The 16,188-nt window shown below is 58.9% G+C and carries 14 protein-coding genes and 2 tRNA genes; 8 read left to right on the top strand and 8 right to left on the bottom strand.

Going from position 1 to position 16,188, the window contains the following annotated elements; translation table 11 throughout:
- Positions 1 to 140: 140 nt before the first annotated feature.
- The 3 genes from UN63_RS15040 to orn form a co-directional block, all read right to left on the bottom strand.
- Positions 141 to 216: transfer RNA gene (locus tag UN63_RS15040), tRNA-Gly, on the bottom strand.
- Between the two features lie 139 nt (positions 217 to 355).
- Positions 356 to 431 (bottom strand) — tRNA-Gly (locus tag UN63_RS15035).
- A 238-nt stretch (positions 432 to 669) separates the two neighbouring features.
- Positions 670 to 1,215: an oligoribonuclease gene (orn, locus tag UN63_RS15030; RefSeq protein WP_104488085.1), complete on the bottom strand. Its 546-nt coding sequence runs from the start codon at positions 1,213 to 1,215 to the stop codon at positions 670 to 672.
- An 88-nt stretch (positions 1,216 to 1,303) separates the two neighbouring features.
- On the opposite strand from orn, the gene rsgA reads away from it, so the two are divergent.
- The 4 genes from rsgA (at position 1,304) to UN63_RS15010 (ending at position 7,236) form a co-directional block, all read left to right on the top strand.
- Positions 1,304 to 2,338 carry a small ribosomal subunit biogenesis GTPase RsgA gene (gene rsgA, locus UN63_RS15025; RefSeq protein WP_104488083.1) on the top strand — a complete coding sequence of 345 codons (1,035 nt, stop codon included), beginning with the start codon at positions 1,304 to 1,306 and terminating at the stop codon, positions 2,336 to 2,338.
- A gap of 27 nt (positions 2,339 to 2,365) precedes the next feature.
- Positions 2,366 to 3,226 (top strand): archaetidylserine decarboxylase, encoded by an 861-nt coding sequence (gene asd / locus UN63_RS15020; RefSeq protein ID WP_104488081.1) that lies wholly within the window; start codon positions 2,366 to 2,368, stop codon positions 3,224 to 3,226.
- A 64-nt stretch (positions 3,227 to 3,290) separates the two neighbouring features.
- Complete coding sequence (mscM, locus tag UN63_RS15015; RefSeq protein WP_104488078.1) at positions 3,291 to 6,617, top strand: miniconductance mechanosensitive channel MscM; 3,327 nt, start codon at positions 3,291 to 3,293, stop codon at positions 6,615 to 6,617.
- Between the two features lie 118 nt (positions 6,618 to 6,735).
- The gene (locus UN63_RS15010) at positions 6,736 to 7,236 is read left to right on the top strand and encodes a DUF4136 domain-containing protein (protein ID WP_229793441.1); all 501 of its coding nucleotides are present in this window, start codon (positions 6,736 to 6,738) and stop codon (positions 7,234 to 7,236) included.
- Positions 7,237 to 7,247: 11 nt separating this feature from the next.
- On the opposite strand, the gene zapE is transcribed toward UN63_RS15010, so the two are convergent.
- Positions 7,248 to 8,363 (bottom strand): cell division protein ZapE, encoded by a 1,116-nt coding sequence (gene zapE, locus UN63_RS15005; protein WP_104488076.1) that lies wholly within the window; start codon positions 8,361 to 8,363, stop codon positions 7,248 to 7,250.
- 128 nt (positions 8,364 to 8,491) lie between these two features.
- Positions 8,492 to 8,833 (bottom strand): DUF2750 domain-containing protein, encoded by a 342-nt coding sequence (locus tag UN63_RS15000; protein ID WP_104488073.1) that lies wholly within the window; start codon positions 8,831 to 8,833, stop codon positions 8,492 to 8,494.
- A 145-nt stretch (positions 8,834 to 8,978) separates the two neighbouring features.
- Between UN63_RS15000 and UN63_RS14995 the strand changes: the two genes are divergently transcribed.
- From UN63_RS14995 to UN63_RS14980, 4 genes are all read left to right on the top strand, one after another.
- Positions 8,979 to 9,626 (top strand): isochorismatase family protein, encoded by a 648-nt coding sequence (locus UN63_RS14995; protein WP_104488071.1) that lies wholly within the window; start codon positions 8,979 to 8,981, stop codon positions 9,624 to 9,626.
- Positions 9,619 to 10,809: a nicotinate phosphoribosyltransferase gene (gene pncB, locus UN63_RS14990; protein WP_104488069.1), complete on the top strand. Its 1,191-nt coding sequence runs from the start codon at positions 9,619 to 9,621 to the stop codon at positions 10,807 to 10,809. Before UN63_RS14995 ends, pncB begins: the two co-directional genes overlap by 8 nt.
- Before the next feature lie 120 nt (positions 10,810 to 10,929).
- Positions 10,930 to 11,724 (top strand): phenylalanine 4-monooxygenase, encoded by a 795-nt coding sequence (gene phhA, locus UN63_RS14985; protein WP_104488068.1) that lies wholly within the window; start codon positions 10,930 to 10,932, stop codon positions 11,722 to 11,724.
- A 10-nt stretch (positions 11,725 to 11,734) separates the two neighbouring features.
- The gene (locus UN63_RS14980; RefSeq protein ID WP_104488065.1) at positions 11,735 to 12,073 is read left to right on the top strand and encodes a 4a-hydroxytetrahydrobiopterin dehydratase; all 339 of its coding nucleotides are present in this window, start codon (positions 11,735 to 11,737) and stop codon (positions 12,071 to 12,073) included.
- A gap of 442 nt (positions 12,074 to 12,515) precedes the next feature.
- On the opposite strand, the gene UN63_RS14975 is transcribed toward UN63_RS14980, so the two are convergent.
- The 3 genes from UN63_RS14975 to UN63_RS14965 form a co-directional block, all read right to left on the bottom strand.
- Complete coding sequence (locus tag UN63_RS14975) at positions 12,516 to 13,268, bottom strand: META domain-containing protein (RefSeq protein WP_104488063.1); 753 nt, start codon at positions 13,266 to 13,268, stop codon at positions 12,516 to 12,518.
- A gap of 531 nt (positions 13,269 to 13,799) precedes the next feature.
- Positions 13,800 to 15,074 (bottom strand): NAD(P)/FAD-dependent oxidoreductase, encoded by a 1,275-nt coding sequence (locus tag UN63_RS14970; protein ID WP_104488060.1) that lies wholly within the window; start codon positions 15,072 to 15,074, stop codon positions 13,800 to 13,802.
- A gap of 10 nt (positions 15,075 to 15,084) precedes the next feature.
- Positions 15,085 to 16,188 (bottom strand): aldehyde dehydrogenase family protein (locus UN63_RS14965; RefSeq protein WP_104488058.1); only part of this gene is annotated, 1,104 nt, incomplete at its 5' end.

The following is a 16,188-nucleotide window of genomic DNA, read 5'->3' as shown; positions in this document are numbered from 1 at the left end:
CACTTTTTAACTCTGTGCATGGGGCCGCGTCGCGACCCTCATCAACTTCAGCAAGGTTAAGCTCTAGCAGCTGAGCTATTCCTGCAAAACACTTTTTAACTTTTTTAAAACACCGGTCTGCTAACCCATGTTTTTCAATTTGGAGCGGGAAACGAGATTCGAACTCGCGACCCCAACCTTGGCAAGGTTGTGCTCTACCAGCTGAGCTATTCCCGCAGTAATCTTTAACTCTGTGATGGGGCCGCGTCGCGACCCTCATCAACTTCAGCAAGGTCAAGCTCTATCAGCTGAGCTATTCCCGCAAAACACTTTTTAACTTTTTAAAACACCGGTCTGGTAACCCATGTTTTCAATTTGGAGCGGGAAACGAGATTCGAACTCGCGACCCCAACCTTGGCAAGGTTGTGCTCTACCAGCTGAGCTATTCCCGCAATAATCTTTTAACTCTGTGCATGGGGCCGCGTCGCAACCCTCATCAACTTCAGCAAGGTTAAGCTCTATCAGCTGAGCTATTCCCGCACTCTGTATAACCTGTAGTAATCAGCGGCTTGCTTCACAATTGCGACTGGCTACGGGAGGCGAATTATACGAGCCGATTAATCGAATGCAAGATTTTTTTCTCACTTGCATTCCGTTTGGCGAAAACATCGGCAAAAGGATAAAAAGCACTCAGATTTTGAACACCGTCTCCCGGTAGAACTGCAGTTCGGCGATGGACTCGCGAATATCATCCAGTGCCTGATGACTGCCTTTCTTGGTGAATTGCTCCAGTAATGCCGGCTGCCAGCGACGCACCAGTTCCTTGACGGTGCTGACGTCCACATTGCGGTAATGAAAGAAGGCTTCCAGCGTCGGCATGTGCCGAACCAGAAAACGCCGGTCCTGACCGATGGAGTTGCCACACAGTGGCGACGCCAACTCCGGTACCCATTCACGCAAAAACGCCAGCGTCTGCGCCACCGCGTCGGCCTCGCTGACGGTGCTCGCCTGTACCCGCGCCACCAGCCCGGAGCCGGTATGGGTACGCACGTTCCACTCGTCCATCTTGGCCAGTTCGGCCTCGTTTTGATGGATAGCCAACACCGGCCCTTCGGCCAGCACGTTCAGCTCTTTGTCGGTAATGATGCTGGCGATTTCAATAATCTTGTGTTCATCCGGCTCCAGGCCGGTCATCTCCAGATCGATCCAGACCAGGTTTTCTGCGTTTTGGCTCATGTTATCTCTCGAAGCTCGGTGGCAATAGGGACAAGTTCTAACGGGAAAGTGTATCATAGCCGGCAATGAAAGCAGGTTCGAGGATATCGTGACCAAGAGAAGAAAACTCAGCAAAGGCCAGTCTCGACGGGTCAGTGATAATCACAGTCGCCGCCTGAAGCGCAAGCCGGCAGACACCATAGATGACAGCCAGCTCGGCCCCCAGCAGGATGGGCTGGTGATCAGCCGGTTCGGTCAGCATGCCGATATTGAAGACGGTGAACGGCAGATCCATCGCTGTAACATGCGGCGCACCCTGTCGTCACTGGTCACCGGCGATCGCGTGGTCTGGCGCCCGGGTCTCGATACCAGCCAGGGCATCAGCGGCGTGGTAGAAGCGGTGCATCCCCGGCAAACCGTGCTGACTCGTCCCGACTTCTACGACGGCATCAAGCCGGTCGCCGCCAATATTGACCAGATAGTGCTGGTGTCATCGGTGTTGCCCGAGTTGAGCTGTCACGTGATAGATCGCTACCTGGTAGCAGCCGAAGATGTCGAAATGCCGCCGATGATAGTGCTGAACAAGGTCGACTTGCTCAGCGCGGAACAGCGCCAACAGGCCGAGCTGGCACTGCAGCGTTATCGCGATATCGGTTATCAGGTGTTGCTGGTCAGTTGTGATACCGGCGAAGGTCTGGAAGAACTCAAGCTGGCATTCAACAACCATACCAGCATCTTCGTCGGTCAGTCCGGGGTGGGTAAATCTTCGCTGGTCAATGCGGTGATGCCCGAAGTAGAAGCCGTCACCGGCGCCGTGTCCGACAACTCCGGGCTGGGCCAGCACACCACCACGACCGCTCGCCTCTATCATTTTCCGTCCGGCGGCTCGCTTATCGATTCTCCCGGTATTCGTGAGTTCTCGCTGTGGCATCTGGCTCCGGAACGAGTGGCCTGGTGTTTCCGCGAGTTTCGGGACTACCTCGGTGGCTGCCGCTTTCGCGACTGCAAGCATCGAACCGATCCTGGTTGCCTGTTGCAGCAAGCGAAAGAAGAGGGACGCATTCATCCCGAACGCTTCGAGAGCTATATGCGCATCATGGATGCCATGGCCGACAAACCCACGCGCCATCATCCTACAGCCTGATTATCACCGTCATTTTTCGGAATCACCATGACAGACCATTTGAAAATTCTGCTGCAATATCTGCTCCCCAAACACCTGCTGTCCCGCCTCATTGGCCGCCTGGCCGCGATGGAAGGCGGCAAGCTGACCCAGTGGCTGATCCGTCGCTTCATCCGCCAGTATCAGGTGGACATGAGCGAAGCCCGGCATGAAAATCCGGCCCACTATGCCAGCTTCAACCACTTCTTTACCCGTGCCCTGAAAGAAGACGCCCGCCCACTGGTGTCCGGCGAACAAGTGCTCGCCATGCCGGTGGACGGCGCCATCAGCCAGCTCGCGCCCATCTCTCAGGGCCGTATTATCCAGGCCAAGGGCCACGACTATAGCGCCCGAGCCTTGCTGGGGGGCGACAAGGCGCTGGCCGAACCCTTCATGGGCGGCGACTTCGCCACCATCTATCTGGCGCCAAAGGACTATCACCGCATTCACATGCCGGTAGACGGCGTGCTGAAAACCATGATTTACGTGCCAGGAGAACTCTTTTCGGTCAACCCGCTGACCGCCTCCCGCGTGCCCGAGCTGTTTGCCCGCAACGAGCGGGTGGTGTGTATTTTCGATACTCCGGCCGGCCCCATGTCACTGGTACTGGTGGGGGCGACTATCGTTGCCAGCATCGAAACCGTCTGGGCCGGCACAGTGACACCGCCTGCAGGCAAGCGGATTCAGCGCTGGGATTACGATCCGGCCACCGCTCCCCGTCTGGCCAAAGGCGACGAAATGGGCCGCTTCAAACTGGGCAGCACCGTGGTCTGTTTGTTTGCTCCCGGCAAAGTTACACTGTCTGAACACTTGCTGCCCGGCACCCCTACTCGTATGGGAACCGAGTTTGGCAAACTGAATCAGGATTAACCTGAATAGCCGCGGCCAGAGTCGATGGCCGCGGCCTGAATTTTCTTTTTGTTGAGAGCCAACCGTGTTTGCGCCCATCCTGTTGTTGTTAGCATTACTATTCCCAGCCCCCCTGTTGGCCGATCAGAGCGTTGCCGATATCGAAGCTCTGCTGTCGGAAGTCCCCGAGGGTGATAAACCCGAACTGAAGAAGCTGCGCGACGATTATAACCAGGCCCTGCAGCTGGTGCGCGAAGGCGATCGTTATAAACAACAGGCCAAAGATCTCAAGAAATTCATGGATGAATATCCGGCCGAACTCAAGAAGCTGGAACGACAGCAGGCCAGACTCAAGCCGACGGATACCGGTGATATTCCCCAGCTGGATGAAGAAGCGGTGCAACAGGCTCTGGTGGATGTGCAGGCCAAACGGCTCGAACTCAGGCGCCAGCGTGAGGAGCTGACCAACGCCCTCAACCTGCAGGAACTGAGCAACAGCGGCCTGCACGACTTGCTCGACGATCTGCGTCAACAACTGCGTAGCACCCAGCAATCTCTGGATAAGCTGCAATTTGTCGAGAGCCAGGGGCGACAACAAACCGCCACTCGCATCCTCATCATGGCGCGAGAACAGAGCCTGCAACGCCGGATCCAGACGCTGGAACTGGAACAACTGTCTTCCGGTAACCGAGACAGTATCAACCGGCTGAAGCTGGATATACTGCAACGCCAGGTACAGGACCTGGACGTCACCATAGAGGCCCTGCAGAATCGCCAGAACGAGTTGCGACGCGCCACCACGGAAGCGGCCATTGCGGAAAGTGATCGGCTGCTGGATGAAGTGGAAACTGACTCTCTGCTGCTGGCCGAACAACAGGCGGCCAACCAGCGCCTGTCCGGCCTGCTGAGTGAAAAAAGCCGGGAAGTGGAATCGCTGCAGCTGGAATATCAGGCGGTGGAGCGGGCCGCCTCCGAGCTGGCCGACATGAAGGTCAACCTCAAGGAACAGCTGGAGTGGTTGCAGGTCAGCCGTGGTTTTGGTGAAAATCTGCGCACCCGCCTGAGCGAGCTGCCCTCCCCCTATTCCCTGCCCCAGCTCGAGGCCCGTATCGTACAAAGCCGGGTCGACAAATATGGCTATCAGGAATCGCTCGATAATCTGAGAAACAACAACTACCGCACCGAGTTATTGCTGAGCGACAAGGCTCAGGGGATCACCCAGCTGCAGCGGATGCAGATCGACGAACTGCTATCTACCCAGCGTCGGCTGCTGGAACGACTGATCAGCGCCACCGACAATCAGATCCATGAACAGACCCGCCTGAAAGTCGCCTACAGCCGGCAAAACAGCCAACTGCAGGAGATTCGAGCCCTCACCGACGAGCGCCTGTTCTGGCTACCGGACTTGCGTCCCATCGGCAGCCAGTTTCCGGCGGCACTGATGGAAACCTTGGGCTGGCTGCTGACGCTCTCGACCTGGACCGCCCTACCCCAGACGCTGCTACAGCAAGGCGGCGCCAGCCTGACCCTCTATGGTCTCAGCTCGCTACTGGTTGTCTATCTGTGGATCCTGAGCCGCCGCAGCCTGCGCGCCTATCTGGACAAAATTAGCCCCAATATCGGCAACGTGACCCAGGACAGATACGACTACACCTTCAATACCCTGCTGCTCAGTCTGCTGACCGCCATGCCGATACCGGCCCTGCTGTCGCTGCTCGGCAATGCGATCGACTCGCCCTGGGCTCCGCAGGTAGTGGTCGCCCTGGCGGATGCCTTGCATCAGCTGATGCTGCCCGTATTTATCCTGCTATTCGCCGGCAACCTGATGATGAGCAAGGGGCTACTGGTGGTGCACTTCAACTTGCCCCATGATCGGGTGCGGCGGGTCTGGCGCCAGTTCCAGACCCTGATGCTGGCGCTGCTGCCCGCCTTGCTGGTGTTTTATGTGGCTCAGGAATATCGGGAGTTCTCCCTGTATGACACCCTGGGGCGGTTCAGCTTTGTGGTGATCTGCCTGCTGACCAGTCTGTTTTCCTGGCGCCTGTATCGGGAAGACCTGCCGCTACTGGTCTCGCCACCCCGACAGGAACAACTGACTCTGGTCAACCATATGCTGTGGGGGCTGCTGATCTTAGCGCCCCTGCTGGCCCTGGTCGCCACCATAATGGGCTATCTGTTCACCGCCCATACCCTGCTGCGCCAGCTGGAAATCTCGGTGCTGGTGGGCATGAGTTTTCTGATGTTCTACAACCTGGTGCGCCGCTGGATGCTGATCCAGCGCCGGCGGCTGGCCTTCGATCGGGCCAAGACCCGACGGGCCGAAATACTGGCCCAGCGCAAGGAAAAAGAGGAAAGCACAGATAATCCGACCAGCCCCGAGGCGGAAGCTGCCGCCGTGGACGAGGTGGATCTGGACACCATCAGCGCTCAGTCTCTGGGGCTGCTGCGTTCGGCGCTGATGCTGGGCTATATTCTCAGCCTGATGCTGCTGTGGTCCGAGATCAATACCGCCTTCAGCTTCCTCGACAGCATAGAAGTATGGCAGGTCTCCAGCTCCCTGGCCGGGGAAGACGCCCTGTTGCCCATCTCGCTCAAGGATCTGGTGATTGCACTGTTCGTGGTGGTGCTGACCTGGATAACAGCCCGCAACCTGCCGGGTCTGATGGAGCTCAGCGTGCTGCAGCATCTGGACTTGTCACCGGGTTCCGGCTTCGCCATTACCACCATCTCCAAGTATCTGGTGTTGATAATCGGCGCCTTCACCACCTTCGCCATGCTCGGCATCGACTGGTCCAAGACCCAGTGGCTGGTGGCGGCGCTGTCGGTGGGCCTGGGCTTTGGTCTGCAGGAGATCTTCGCCAACTTTGTTTCCGGCCTGATCATACTGTTTGAAAAACCGATCCGTATCGGCGACACCGTGACCATTCGCGAGCTGACCGGCAGCATCTCCAAGATCAAGACCCGCGCCACCACCATAGTGGACTGGGACAGACGCGAGATCATAGTGCCCAACAAGGCCTTCATCACAGAGCAGTTCGTCAACTGGTCGCTGTCCGATGCCATCACCCGGGTCAGGCTGATGGTACGAGTACGGCTCGACACCGACATAGAACTGGTGCGGCGCATCACCCACGAAGCCATTAGCGAATGCAGCCGGATCCTGGAGAACCCGGCGCCAGAAGTGTACCTGGTGGAGCTGACCGACTCGGCGCTGGTCTACGAGGTACGGGTCTATGTGGAAGACATGAGCCACCGCATGCCCATGACCCACGAGCTGCATAACCTGCTGCTGACCCGGCTGCGCCAGCACAACATCAAGATACCGCACCAGCAGGTGGATATCCGGGTGCTCGGCGAGCAACCCATGGCTTCCCTGTTGCGAGGTACCGATGCCAAAGCGGTCAAAGAGTAGCGCAAGCAACTGGAGTCCGCAGCCGGAGGCAGGCAGCGCCGAATAGCCCGGTGCTGCCCTTGCTTTTTCAACCCGATCGGGAGTAAATAAGGTACCACTCCCGATCGGAGTTCTGCTCATGTTCATCTTGCGCCTGTTCGCCCTGACACTGCTGCTGAGCGGTTGTGCCGCCCCCTACGACTATGCCGAAGACACCAACTTCCAAAACTTCACCAGCGTGGCGCTGGCGCCCGACAGCGATACTCACTCGCTCGATGGCGCTCGTATCGGTACGGCGGCCGAAGCCATGTTGCCGGCTCGCGGCCTGCGCCTGACCACACCGGATCAGGCCTCGTTATGGCTGCATTATCAATTGCTGCAAGAAACCCGACTGCTGACCACAATGCCGCGCATGCTCTCCCGCCATGGGGACTTTTGGGATGATGAGGAAAGAGTCTATGGCGCCGTGCGTCAGCAGAGACTGGAGCTGTGGCTGACACAACCGCACAGCGGCAAGGTACTGTGGCGCAGCAAACACCCCAAGGCCTTTCCCGCCGAGAATATCAATGGTGCCGAGCGCAGCCGACGCATCGAACAGCAGGTCGTGGAGCTACTGCAGAATTATCCGCCCCAGCCGTGAGGCGTGAGGCATCACTCGCCAAACCGTTGCAACTGCATCTCCTGCAATCGGCTCAGGGTGCGGCGAAAGGGAAAGGCCAGCGCACCCTGGGTGTATAACTCGCTCAGAGGCACCGCCGCTTCAATATAAAGCGGAATGCCGCGGTCATAGCACTCGTCGACCAGGGCGATAAAGCGCCGCACGCCGTCGTCTTGTCGAGACAACACCGGTAACTGGCGATCTCCCGCCGCCACCTGCGCTATGCCGTCCTCGGTGCCGCGGGCGATGGCGGTTTGTTGCCCGGTGCCGGTGAGCCTGGGCACCTCGCCCAGCAGAATATGATGAAAGCGGTCGCACAGCTCGATGAAGTCCGGCGCCGCCAGCGGTTGTTCGCACAGGTCGCGATAACGACACCAGAGCACACCAGCAGAGCGTTGCATCACCCTTATCTGCCGATGGCCGAGCAATAATGGCGCCAAGCTTCCCTCCTCCGGCCTTTCTTCCTCCTGCGTTAGCGTCGCGAATACCGCCGCCAGCGCATCGGACTGGTTTATCCAGTAGCGGGGTTGCAACCGACCCGGGTGCAGCCGGTGATCTTCGTCGCCGTCCACGCTCACCAACTGCATATGGCGGTTCATGGCCGCGACCGCCGGCAGAAAGCGCTCGCGATTAAAGCCCTCCGCATAAAGGCCGTCGGGCGGCTGATTCGAGGTGGTAACCAGCACCAGCTCTTGCTCGAACAGCTGTTGCAGCAAGCGGCCCAGCAGCATGGCATCGCCGATATCGCTGACGAACAGCTCGTCCAGACACAGCACTCGTACCTCAAGCGCCAGCTCTTTCGCCAGCAAGGTGAGGGGATCTTCCTGCCCGGTGAGCTGAAACAACCGCTTGTGTACCCAGCGCATGAAGTGATGAAAATGCAGCCGCTTCGCCGGCACCGTCAGGCCCAGGTAGAAGCGGTCCATCAACCAGGTCTTGCCCCGCCCCACAGGCCCCCACAGATAGACGCCGCCAATATGCGACTCGCCGGCCTGCAGCTGCCGATAGCAGCGTTCCAGACACTCGGCGGCCCCGTGCTGGGCCGCGTCATCTTTAAAACCGGACTCAATCGCCTGCCGATAGGCGGCATAGGGAGACAAGGCTGGCATCACATCCTCTATCTGGTCGGGAGCAGCCGGCTATTATCCAAACTGACAATATTGGCCGGCGGCACGGATACAACAAAAAAGCCTGCCCGGACGGAGCCGGGCAGGCTTTTAACCCAAGGGGTATTCGATCAGGCCAGCGCTTTCACCAGCTCCAGCACGTCCAGCTCGATACCGTCCAGCTCGGCATCCCAGTTGGGACCGATGCGTACGCCGTCTTCGGACATGTCTTCTACCCAGACTTCGAGAAACTCGGGCAGGGTGATTTCGAAGGGTTCATACTCAGCCCATTCGTCTACACACTGCACTTTTGCTTCATTCTCGGTAGACCACACCGGCATGACTTCGGTATCTTCAAACTCGGACGAGTCGCAAACGACCCACTCCTCGCCGAAGCGCAGCCCCCACATCACCCGGTTGGCTGTGACTTCATCGAGAAAACGCTGGTAATTTTGCTGGTGGCTATCGCTCATGTTGTTCACCTTTGGGCTGATAATGGGGAATATACCCCTGATGGGGCGATACTGAACCAAATCCCCCCTAGACTCAATCAAAAACAATACTAAAACGGCGCCGCACAAGGGTCTGCGGTTCATGCATAACCATAGGAGGTGGAGTATGAAATTACCCGCCAAAAACCGGGTCGCCAGCCTGGATGTAGATGCTCAATATACCTTTACGCCGGCCTGTCCGGACGAACTGCCGGTACCCGGCGGCGATACCATTGCCGACGAGCTTAATCGCCAGGCCAACTTTGCCGGCTGGCGGCTAGGATCCAAAGATGCCCACTCACCTCAGGCCCTGTGGATCAGCAGCGATCAGCATCCGCCATTCAGTCCGGTGGCAGGCGCCAACATGGACATTCGCTGGCCCCGCCATGCGGTGCCCGGCACCCGAGGCTTCGAGCTGCTGGACGGCCTGCCCCACCCGGCCGACTACGACTTTTTCGTGTGGAAAGGCGTGGAGCCGGACATGCACCCCTACGGCGCCTGTTATCACGACCTGGCCGGGCGCATGAGCACAGGACTTATCGAGTTTCTGCACAGTAACAAGGTCAACACGGTACTGGTCGGCGGCCTGGCCACCGATTACTGTGTGCGCCATACCGTGCTGCAACTGCTGGACGCCGGCTTCAACGTGGTGGTGAACCGCTCCGCCATCCGCGGCGTGGCGGATGAGTCCAGCCGACATGCCATGGCCGAAATGCTCCAGCACGGCGCCCATTTCGTGCACGACAGCGCCCAGCTGGAGCAGACTGATGACTGAGCCCGTTATTCGCTCTCTGCTCGACACCGACCTGTACAAGTTCACCATGATGCAGACGGTATTGCATCAGTACCCGGCCGCCGAGGTGGAATATCGCTTTCGCAGCCGTAACCTGCAGCTGGACTTCGGCGACTGCGTCGAAGAGATCGAAGCCGAAATCGAGCACCTTTGTCAGCTGCGCCTGACCGAAGACGAGCTCGCCTATCTGGGCCGGCTCGATTACATCAAACCCGACTTCATTCACTTTCTGCGGCTGTTCCGGCTGGATCGACGCTTTATCCACCTGAGTTGCCACCAGGGTCAGCTGGACCTGAAAATCCAGGGGCCCTGGCTGCACACCATACTGTTCGAAGTGCCGCTGCTGGCGATCATCAGCGAGGTCTATTGCCGGCACCATCACCCCAAACCCGACTGGCAACAGGTCCGGACCAGGCTGCAGGACAAAATCAGCCTGGTGCAAGACAGCCCGGATAATGAAGACTTCCGCTTTTCCGACTTCGGTACCCGCCGTCGCTATTCCCGCGCCTGGCAGCAAGAAGTGGTGACCGAACTCGCCCGGCAGTTACCGGTGCAGTTTGCCGGCACCAGCAACCTGGATCTGGCCCGACGACTGGGGCTCAAGCCGGTCGGCACCCTGGCCCATGAATTCATGCAGGCCTTTCAGGCTCTGGGGCCCCGGCTTATCGACAGCCAGAAGATGGCGCTGGAAGCCTGGGTGCACGAATACCGGGGCCAGCTCGGCATAGCACTGACCGATGTGGTGGGCATGGACGCCTTTCTGCGCGACTTCGATCTCTACTTTGCCAAGCTGTTCGACGGCCTGCGTCAGGACTCCGGCGACCCGGTGGAATGGACCGAAAAGGCCCTGGCCCACTATCGCCGCATGAACATAGATCCGCGCAGCAAGACCCTGGTCTACAGCGATGGCCTGACCATGCACAGCGCCCTGGATCTGTACCGGCAATTTCGCGACCAATGCCGTCCGGCCTTCGGTATCGGCACTCACCTGACCAACGACATCATGAGCCATTCGCCCATCAACATAGTGCTCAAGATGACCAGTTGTAACGGTCAGGCGGTGGCCAAGCTGTCGGACAGCCCGGGTAAGGCCATGTGCGAAGATCCCGGCTACCTGGCCTATCTGGCGCAGGTGTTCGACGTTGATCTGGCCACGGTCAAATAATCGCAAACTGTAAACTTATAGTTACGATTGCTGTAAACCCGGCTCGGGCGTTGTCCTTCTCAATCGTCTGCCACCTCTCTACATTAGAGACTGAGATTGATTGAGAGGTGGGAACGCCCGATGAACGCGACCCGATATGTGGCCCGCAAACCGGACTCTGATGGTGTCATCCATTACAGCGGTGAAGAAAATGCCATCTGGCACACCCTGATCGAGCGCCAACTGGCGTGCGTGAAAGGGCGGGCCTGTGATGAATACATGGCAGGCCTGGCCCGACTGGCAATGCCGCACGACCGCATTCCCCAGCTCGACGACATCAACCGGGTGCTGGAGCCCGCCACCGGCTGGCAGGTCGGCCGGGTGCCGGCGCTGATTTCCTTCGACCGCTTCTTCGAGTTGCTGGCCAACCGGCGTTTTCCGGTGGCCACCTTTATTCGCAGCCGTCAGGAGCTGGACTACCTGCAGGAGCCGGACATCTTTCACGAGCTGTTCGGCCACTGCGCCCTGCTCACCAACCCGGCTTTCGCCCGCTTTACCCATACCTACGGCCAGCTGGGACGCGATGCCAGCCCCAAAGATCGGGGGTTTCTGGCACGGCTGTACTGGTTTACCGTGGAATTCGGCCTGCTCAACACCCCGAGCGGACGCCGTATCTACGGCGGGGGCATCTTGTCTTCGCCGGGCGAAACCCGCCATGTCTTCGAGTCGGACATGCCCGAGTTTCGCCCTTTCGATATACTGGATGTGCTGCGCACCCCCTATCGTATCGATATCATGCAGCCGGTCTATTATGTACTCGACTCCATCGACGATCTCTTTGCCATCGCCGAGATGGACATCATGGCCGAGGTGCAAAAAGCCCGCGGCCTGGGGCTGTTTGCCCCCACCTTTCCAGCCAGACAAAACGCCAGTTAAAGGAGTAAACATGACCGAACTTGCCCAACAACACTGCGAGGCCTGCCGGGCCGATGCCCCCAAAGTCAGCGATGCCGAGCTGGCCGCCCTGATGAAAAATCTGCCGGACTGGGCTCCGATGGCCCGGGACGGGGTGCTGCAGCTGGAGCGGGAATTCAAATTCAAGAACTTCAAACTGGCCTGGGCCTTTACCAACAAGGTGGCCGAGCTGGCGGAAAGCGAGTTTCATCACCCCACCATCACCCTGGAATGGGGCAAGGTCACCGTCACCTGGTGGACCCACGCCATCAACGGCCTGCACCGCAACGACTTCATCATGGCGGCCAGAACCGATTTATTGCTGGATTGATGTGCGCCTGCGGTAGGGGCGAATTTATTCGACCTGCAACGCAGCATAGTGACTGTGTTTTACCCCCCTTGGTCTCGGCATAATACCAATCCCAGTAATGATCTGGTTATATTAAGGCCTCAGATCAGAGATAACACAGCCGCCTCCCTCGACACGCCATGAACCCATCCGTGGGGGCTCGGAAATGCCGTCCCTGGCATTTCACGGTCGTGGGAGCCGTTCTCTGTTGCCTCTTCTGGAGCACCGGGTAGCCCGCAGATGGCGCCTACAGGCCACGCCGGAGCTTCAAGGAGGACAAAGGGATCTGCTTCACCGACCAACACATGACAGGGAAGTCATGTGTTGAGCGCCACAGGGAGGTGCTTGAGCGAGTCGGCGAAGCGGGCCCTTTGTCCGGGATTGATATCGCAGTCAAAAAATCGAATGTTTAATGTGATGGGTATCAGTTGGCAGTCAGGGTGCGACCGTCGGCGGCGAAGATCACCAGCTCGCCATCGGCCTTCAGCTCGATACGCTGAGCATGGCCCAGAATATCCAGCATGGTGCGCTCTTGCGCCATCTGCTTAGGAGTACACATCATCATGGTACTGGCCATGTCTGAGGTGCTGAGCTTGTCGCCTTGCACCTGATAGCTGCCGTTGAAGCTGTTGCAGAAGGCACGCCCATACAGCCGGCCGTCATCACCAAAGTTCAGGCTACCCTCGGCCTCTTCTGCCGCCGGTACGGCCACGCCGTTAAGGTTACGCACCTGCCACTCGCTACCCTGCAGCAGGGCGCTCAATTCATTTTCGCTCACCTGCTGCAACACCAGATTACCCAGCTCGGTCAGGCCCGCTTCGGCAGAAACGTCCACCGGCGCACTACGCCAGCTCACCTGACCGTCTTCCATAATGGCTGTGCTCAGGCTGTAGGCCCCGCTCTTCATGCCTTGGGTATTCACTGCCAGAGTAAAGGGAATCGGCAGTTGTCGGCCGTTGAGGTCGATACGCTGCTCGGCGATAACGGCGCCGTTGGCCACCGAGGTATCACGCACCGTCACCACTGCCACGCTGTTCGGTGCCAGCGCGATACGAGACAGATAAGACAGAGAGCCGGTCAGCCGATGCTGCTGAGTCACTTCATTCTGTGCAACACAGCCGCTCAGGGCGGTCACGGCAACCACGGAAGTCAATGCGATAGAAGTCAGTCGATTCATCAAAACGCCTCATTCAAAAAGGAAACGTCGTCCCTGAGCAAAAGGGCGCATCCGGTTGCGACCTGCGAATTAGAGTAAAAACATGAATACTGTAGCGACTTCCAACAGCAAATGCGTCATCTATCATCCCACGCCGCATCAACCTCATGTAAAACCGCCTCGTCGCGACATGATGTGACTCTGACATGAACTAAAAGTCGTCATATCAATACAGACCGCGGTAAAAAGGCAGCGGAGTGAACTGATAGCGATACAGTCAGGCAACGCCGGAGCTTGAAAGAGGGAAAAGGGATCTGCTCAGCCGACCGTCTGCGCCAGGGCCGAAAAATGCTCCTGCCATTTCGGCATTCCCGCCATCCCTGTCAGATGGCATATCTGAGCCCACATGGGGCGAGCTTGCCTCGCCGTGACGAGCAGTTTCAGCCTGACCGAACATCCAGTGAAGGTTCGCAGCAGGCTGAAACTGCGAGTGTCATTTACTTTCGCGTGTCGGCGGAGCTGGCCCTTTGTCCTTTTGTTAATAACCAATCCTCACACGCCCAACTTGTCGCGCAGGCTGTAGTAGGCGGCCCCCATGGCGCTGAACGGCACCTGAAAGCGACGTCCGCCGAAGAAGGGCAGGTGCGGCAGCTTGGCGAAGGCATCGAACCGCTCGGCCTGACCCTTGAGCACTTCCGACAGCAACCTGCCCGCCAGATGGGTACAGGTCACCCCATGGCCACTGTAACCCTGCATGTAATAGACATTGGGCTCCAGCCGTCCAAACTGGGGCAGGCGCGACAAGGTCAGCAGGAAATTGCCGCTCCAGCGATAATCGATCTTCACGCCCTTCAGCTGGGGGAAGGTTTTCAGTAGCTTGGGCACCACCAGCCGCTCTATATCCTCCGGATCCCGGGCGCCGTAGACCACGCCGCCGCCGTAGATCAGCCGGCGATCGCCGGTGAGGCGGAAGTAGTCCAGCAGGTAGTTGCAGTCCTCCACACAGTAATTGTTGGGGATCAGCCGTGACGCCTGCTCTTCACTCAGGGGTTCCGTGGTGATCACCTGACTGCCGCAGGGCATGGCCTTGGCCGCCAGCTTGGGCTCCAGATTGCCGAGATAGGCGTTGCCCGCCAGCACCACGAAATTGGCTTCTACCCGCCCTTTGGCGGTCACCACCGTCACCGGATCTCCGTGCTTGATGTCGACGGCCGCCGACTGTTCGAAGATGCGCCCGCCACGCTGACGTATGGCCTCGGCTTCGCCCAGCGCCAGGTTGAGCGGATGAATATGACCACCTAGGTGATCGAGCAGCGCGCCCTCATAGGCCTCTGTGTCTATTTCTTCGCGTACCTGACCGGCATCCAGCAGCTCCAGATCCTGATGGCCGTAACGTTCCCAGTCGGCTTTTTGCGCGCTCAGCTCTTCCAGCTGCCGCTTGTTGAGCGCCGCGAAGATGCCGCCGGGACGAAAATCGCAGTCGATCTTGTACTGCTCGATGCGGCTGCGAATGATGTCGCCGCCCTCGAACATCATGCTACCCAGCATGCGGGCGGTATCCTGGCCGTAACGGGATTCGATTACCCCGATATCCCGGCTGTAGGAATTGACGATTTGTCCGCCGTTGCGGCCGCTGGCGCCGAAGCCGATGCGGCTGGCCTCCAGCAGCACCACGTCGAAACCGGCCTCGACCAGAAACAGCGCGGTAGAGAGCCCGGTGTAACCGCCGCCGACCACACACACATCGCAGCGGACATCGTCGGTCAGTTGCGGCCAGGGCGCATGTTGATTGGCCGAGGAGGCGTAATAGCTGTTTACATGCTGCATTGTCGTCTCCTTAATCCAGAGCCAGCCAGGTGGTCTTGAGTTCGGTGAATTTTTCCAGCGCGTGCAATGACTTGTCCCGGCCATTGCCGCTCTGCTTGACGCCACCGAAGGGCACCGTCATGTCGCCGTCATTGTAGTTGTTAATGAATACCGAGCCGGCCTTGAGCTTGCGGGCCAGCCGATGGGCCCGGCGCAGATCCGAGGTCCAGACCCCGGCACCCAGGCCGTATTTGCTGTCGTTGGCCAGGCGCACCGCTTCTTCCTCATCGGTGAAGGTGGTGACCGCCAGTACCGGGCCGAAGATTTCTTCCTTGGCTACCGTCATGTGCGGGTTGACCTGCTCCAGCACGGTCGGCCCCATGAAGTTACCGTCCTGACTGCGACCGTCCAGACTCAATACGGCGCCCTGATCCAGCCCTTCGGTGATGTAACGGCAAACGCTGCCATGATGATCGGCGTCGATCAGGGTGCCCATGGTCGACTCGGGATCGAGCGGATCCATCGGCTTGAAGGCCTCGGCGGCTTTTTTCAGCTCGGCCATGAAGCTGTCCTTGATGCTTTCCTCCACCAGCAACCGGGTGCCGGCGATGCACACCTGCCCCTGATTGTAGAAGATACCGGCGGCGGAAGCTTTCGCCGCCTTGACCAGATCCGGACAATCGGCAAACACCAGGTTGGCGCTCTTGCCGCCGGCTTCGAGCCAGATGCGTTTCATGTTCGACTGACCCGCATACTCCATCAGCAGCCGCCCCACCCCGGTAGAACCGGTAAAGGTCAGGCAGTCCACATCCTGATGCAGCGCCAGCGCCTTGCCCGCCTCGTGCCCCAGGCCGGGCAGCACATTGAGTACACCGTCGGGCAGGCCGGCTTCTTTGGCCAGGGCGCCGAGACGAATGGCGGAGAGCGGGGATTTCTCGGAGGGCTTGAGGATCACGGAATTGCCCGCCGCCAGCGCCGGGCCCAGCTTCCAACAGGCCAGCAAGAGCGGGAAGTTCCAGGGCACTATGGCCGCCACCACGCCGATGGGCTCACGACTGATCAGCGCCAGCGCGCTGGGGTCTGTGGGGGCGATTTCGCCGTAGACCTTGTCCACCGCCTCCGCATACCAGCGAAT

Origin of the sequence: Oceanisphaera arctica (genome assembly GCF_002936955.1) — a bacterium.
In the GTDB taxonomy this organism is placed as follows: domain Bacteria; phylum Pseudomonadota; class Gammaproteobacteria; order Enterobacterales; family Aeromonadaceae; genus Oceanimonas; species Oceanimonas arctica.
Note: the sequence above shows the minus strand (reverse complement) of the source record. Positions and strands in the feature narration are given on the sequence as shown.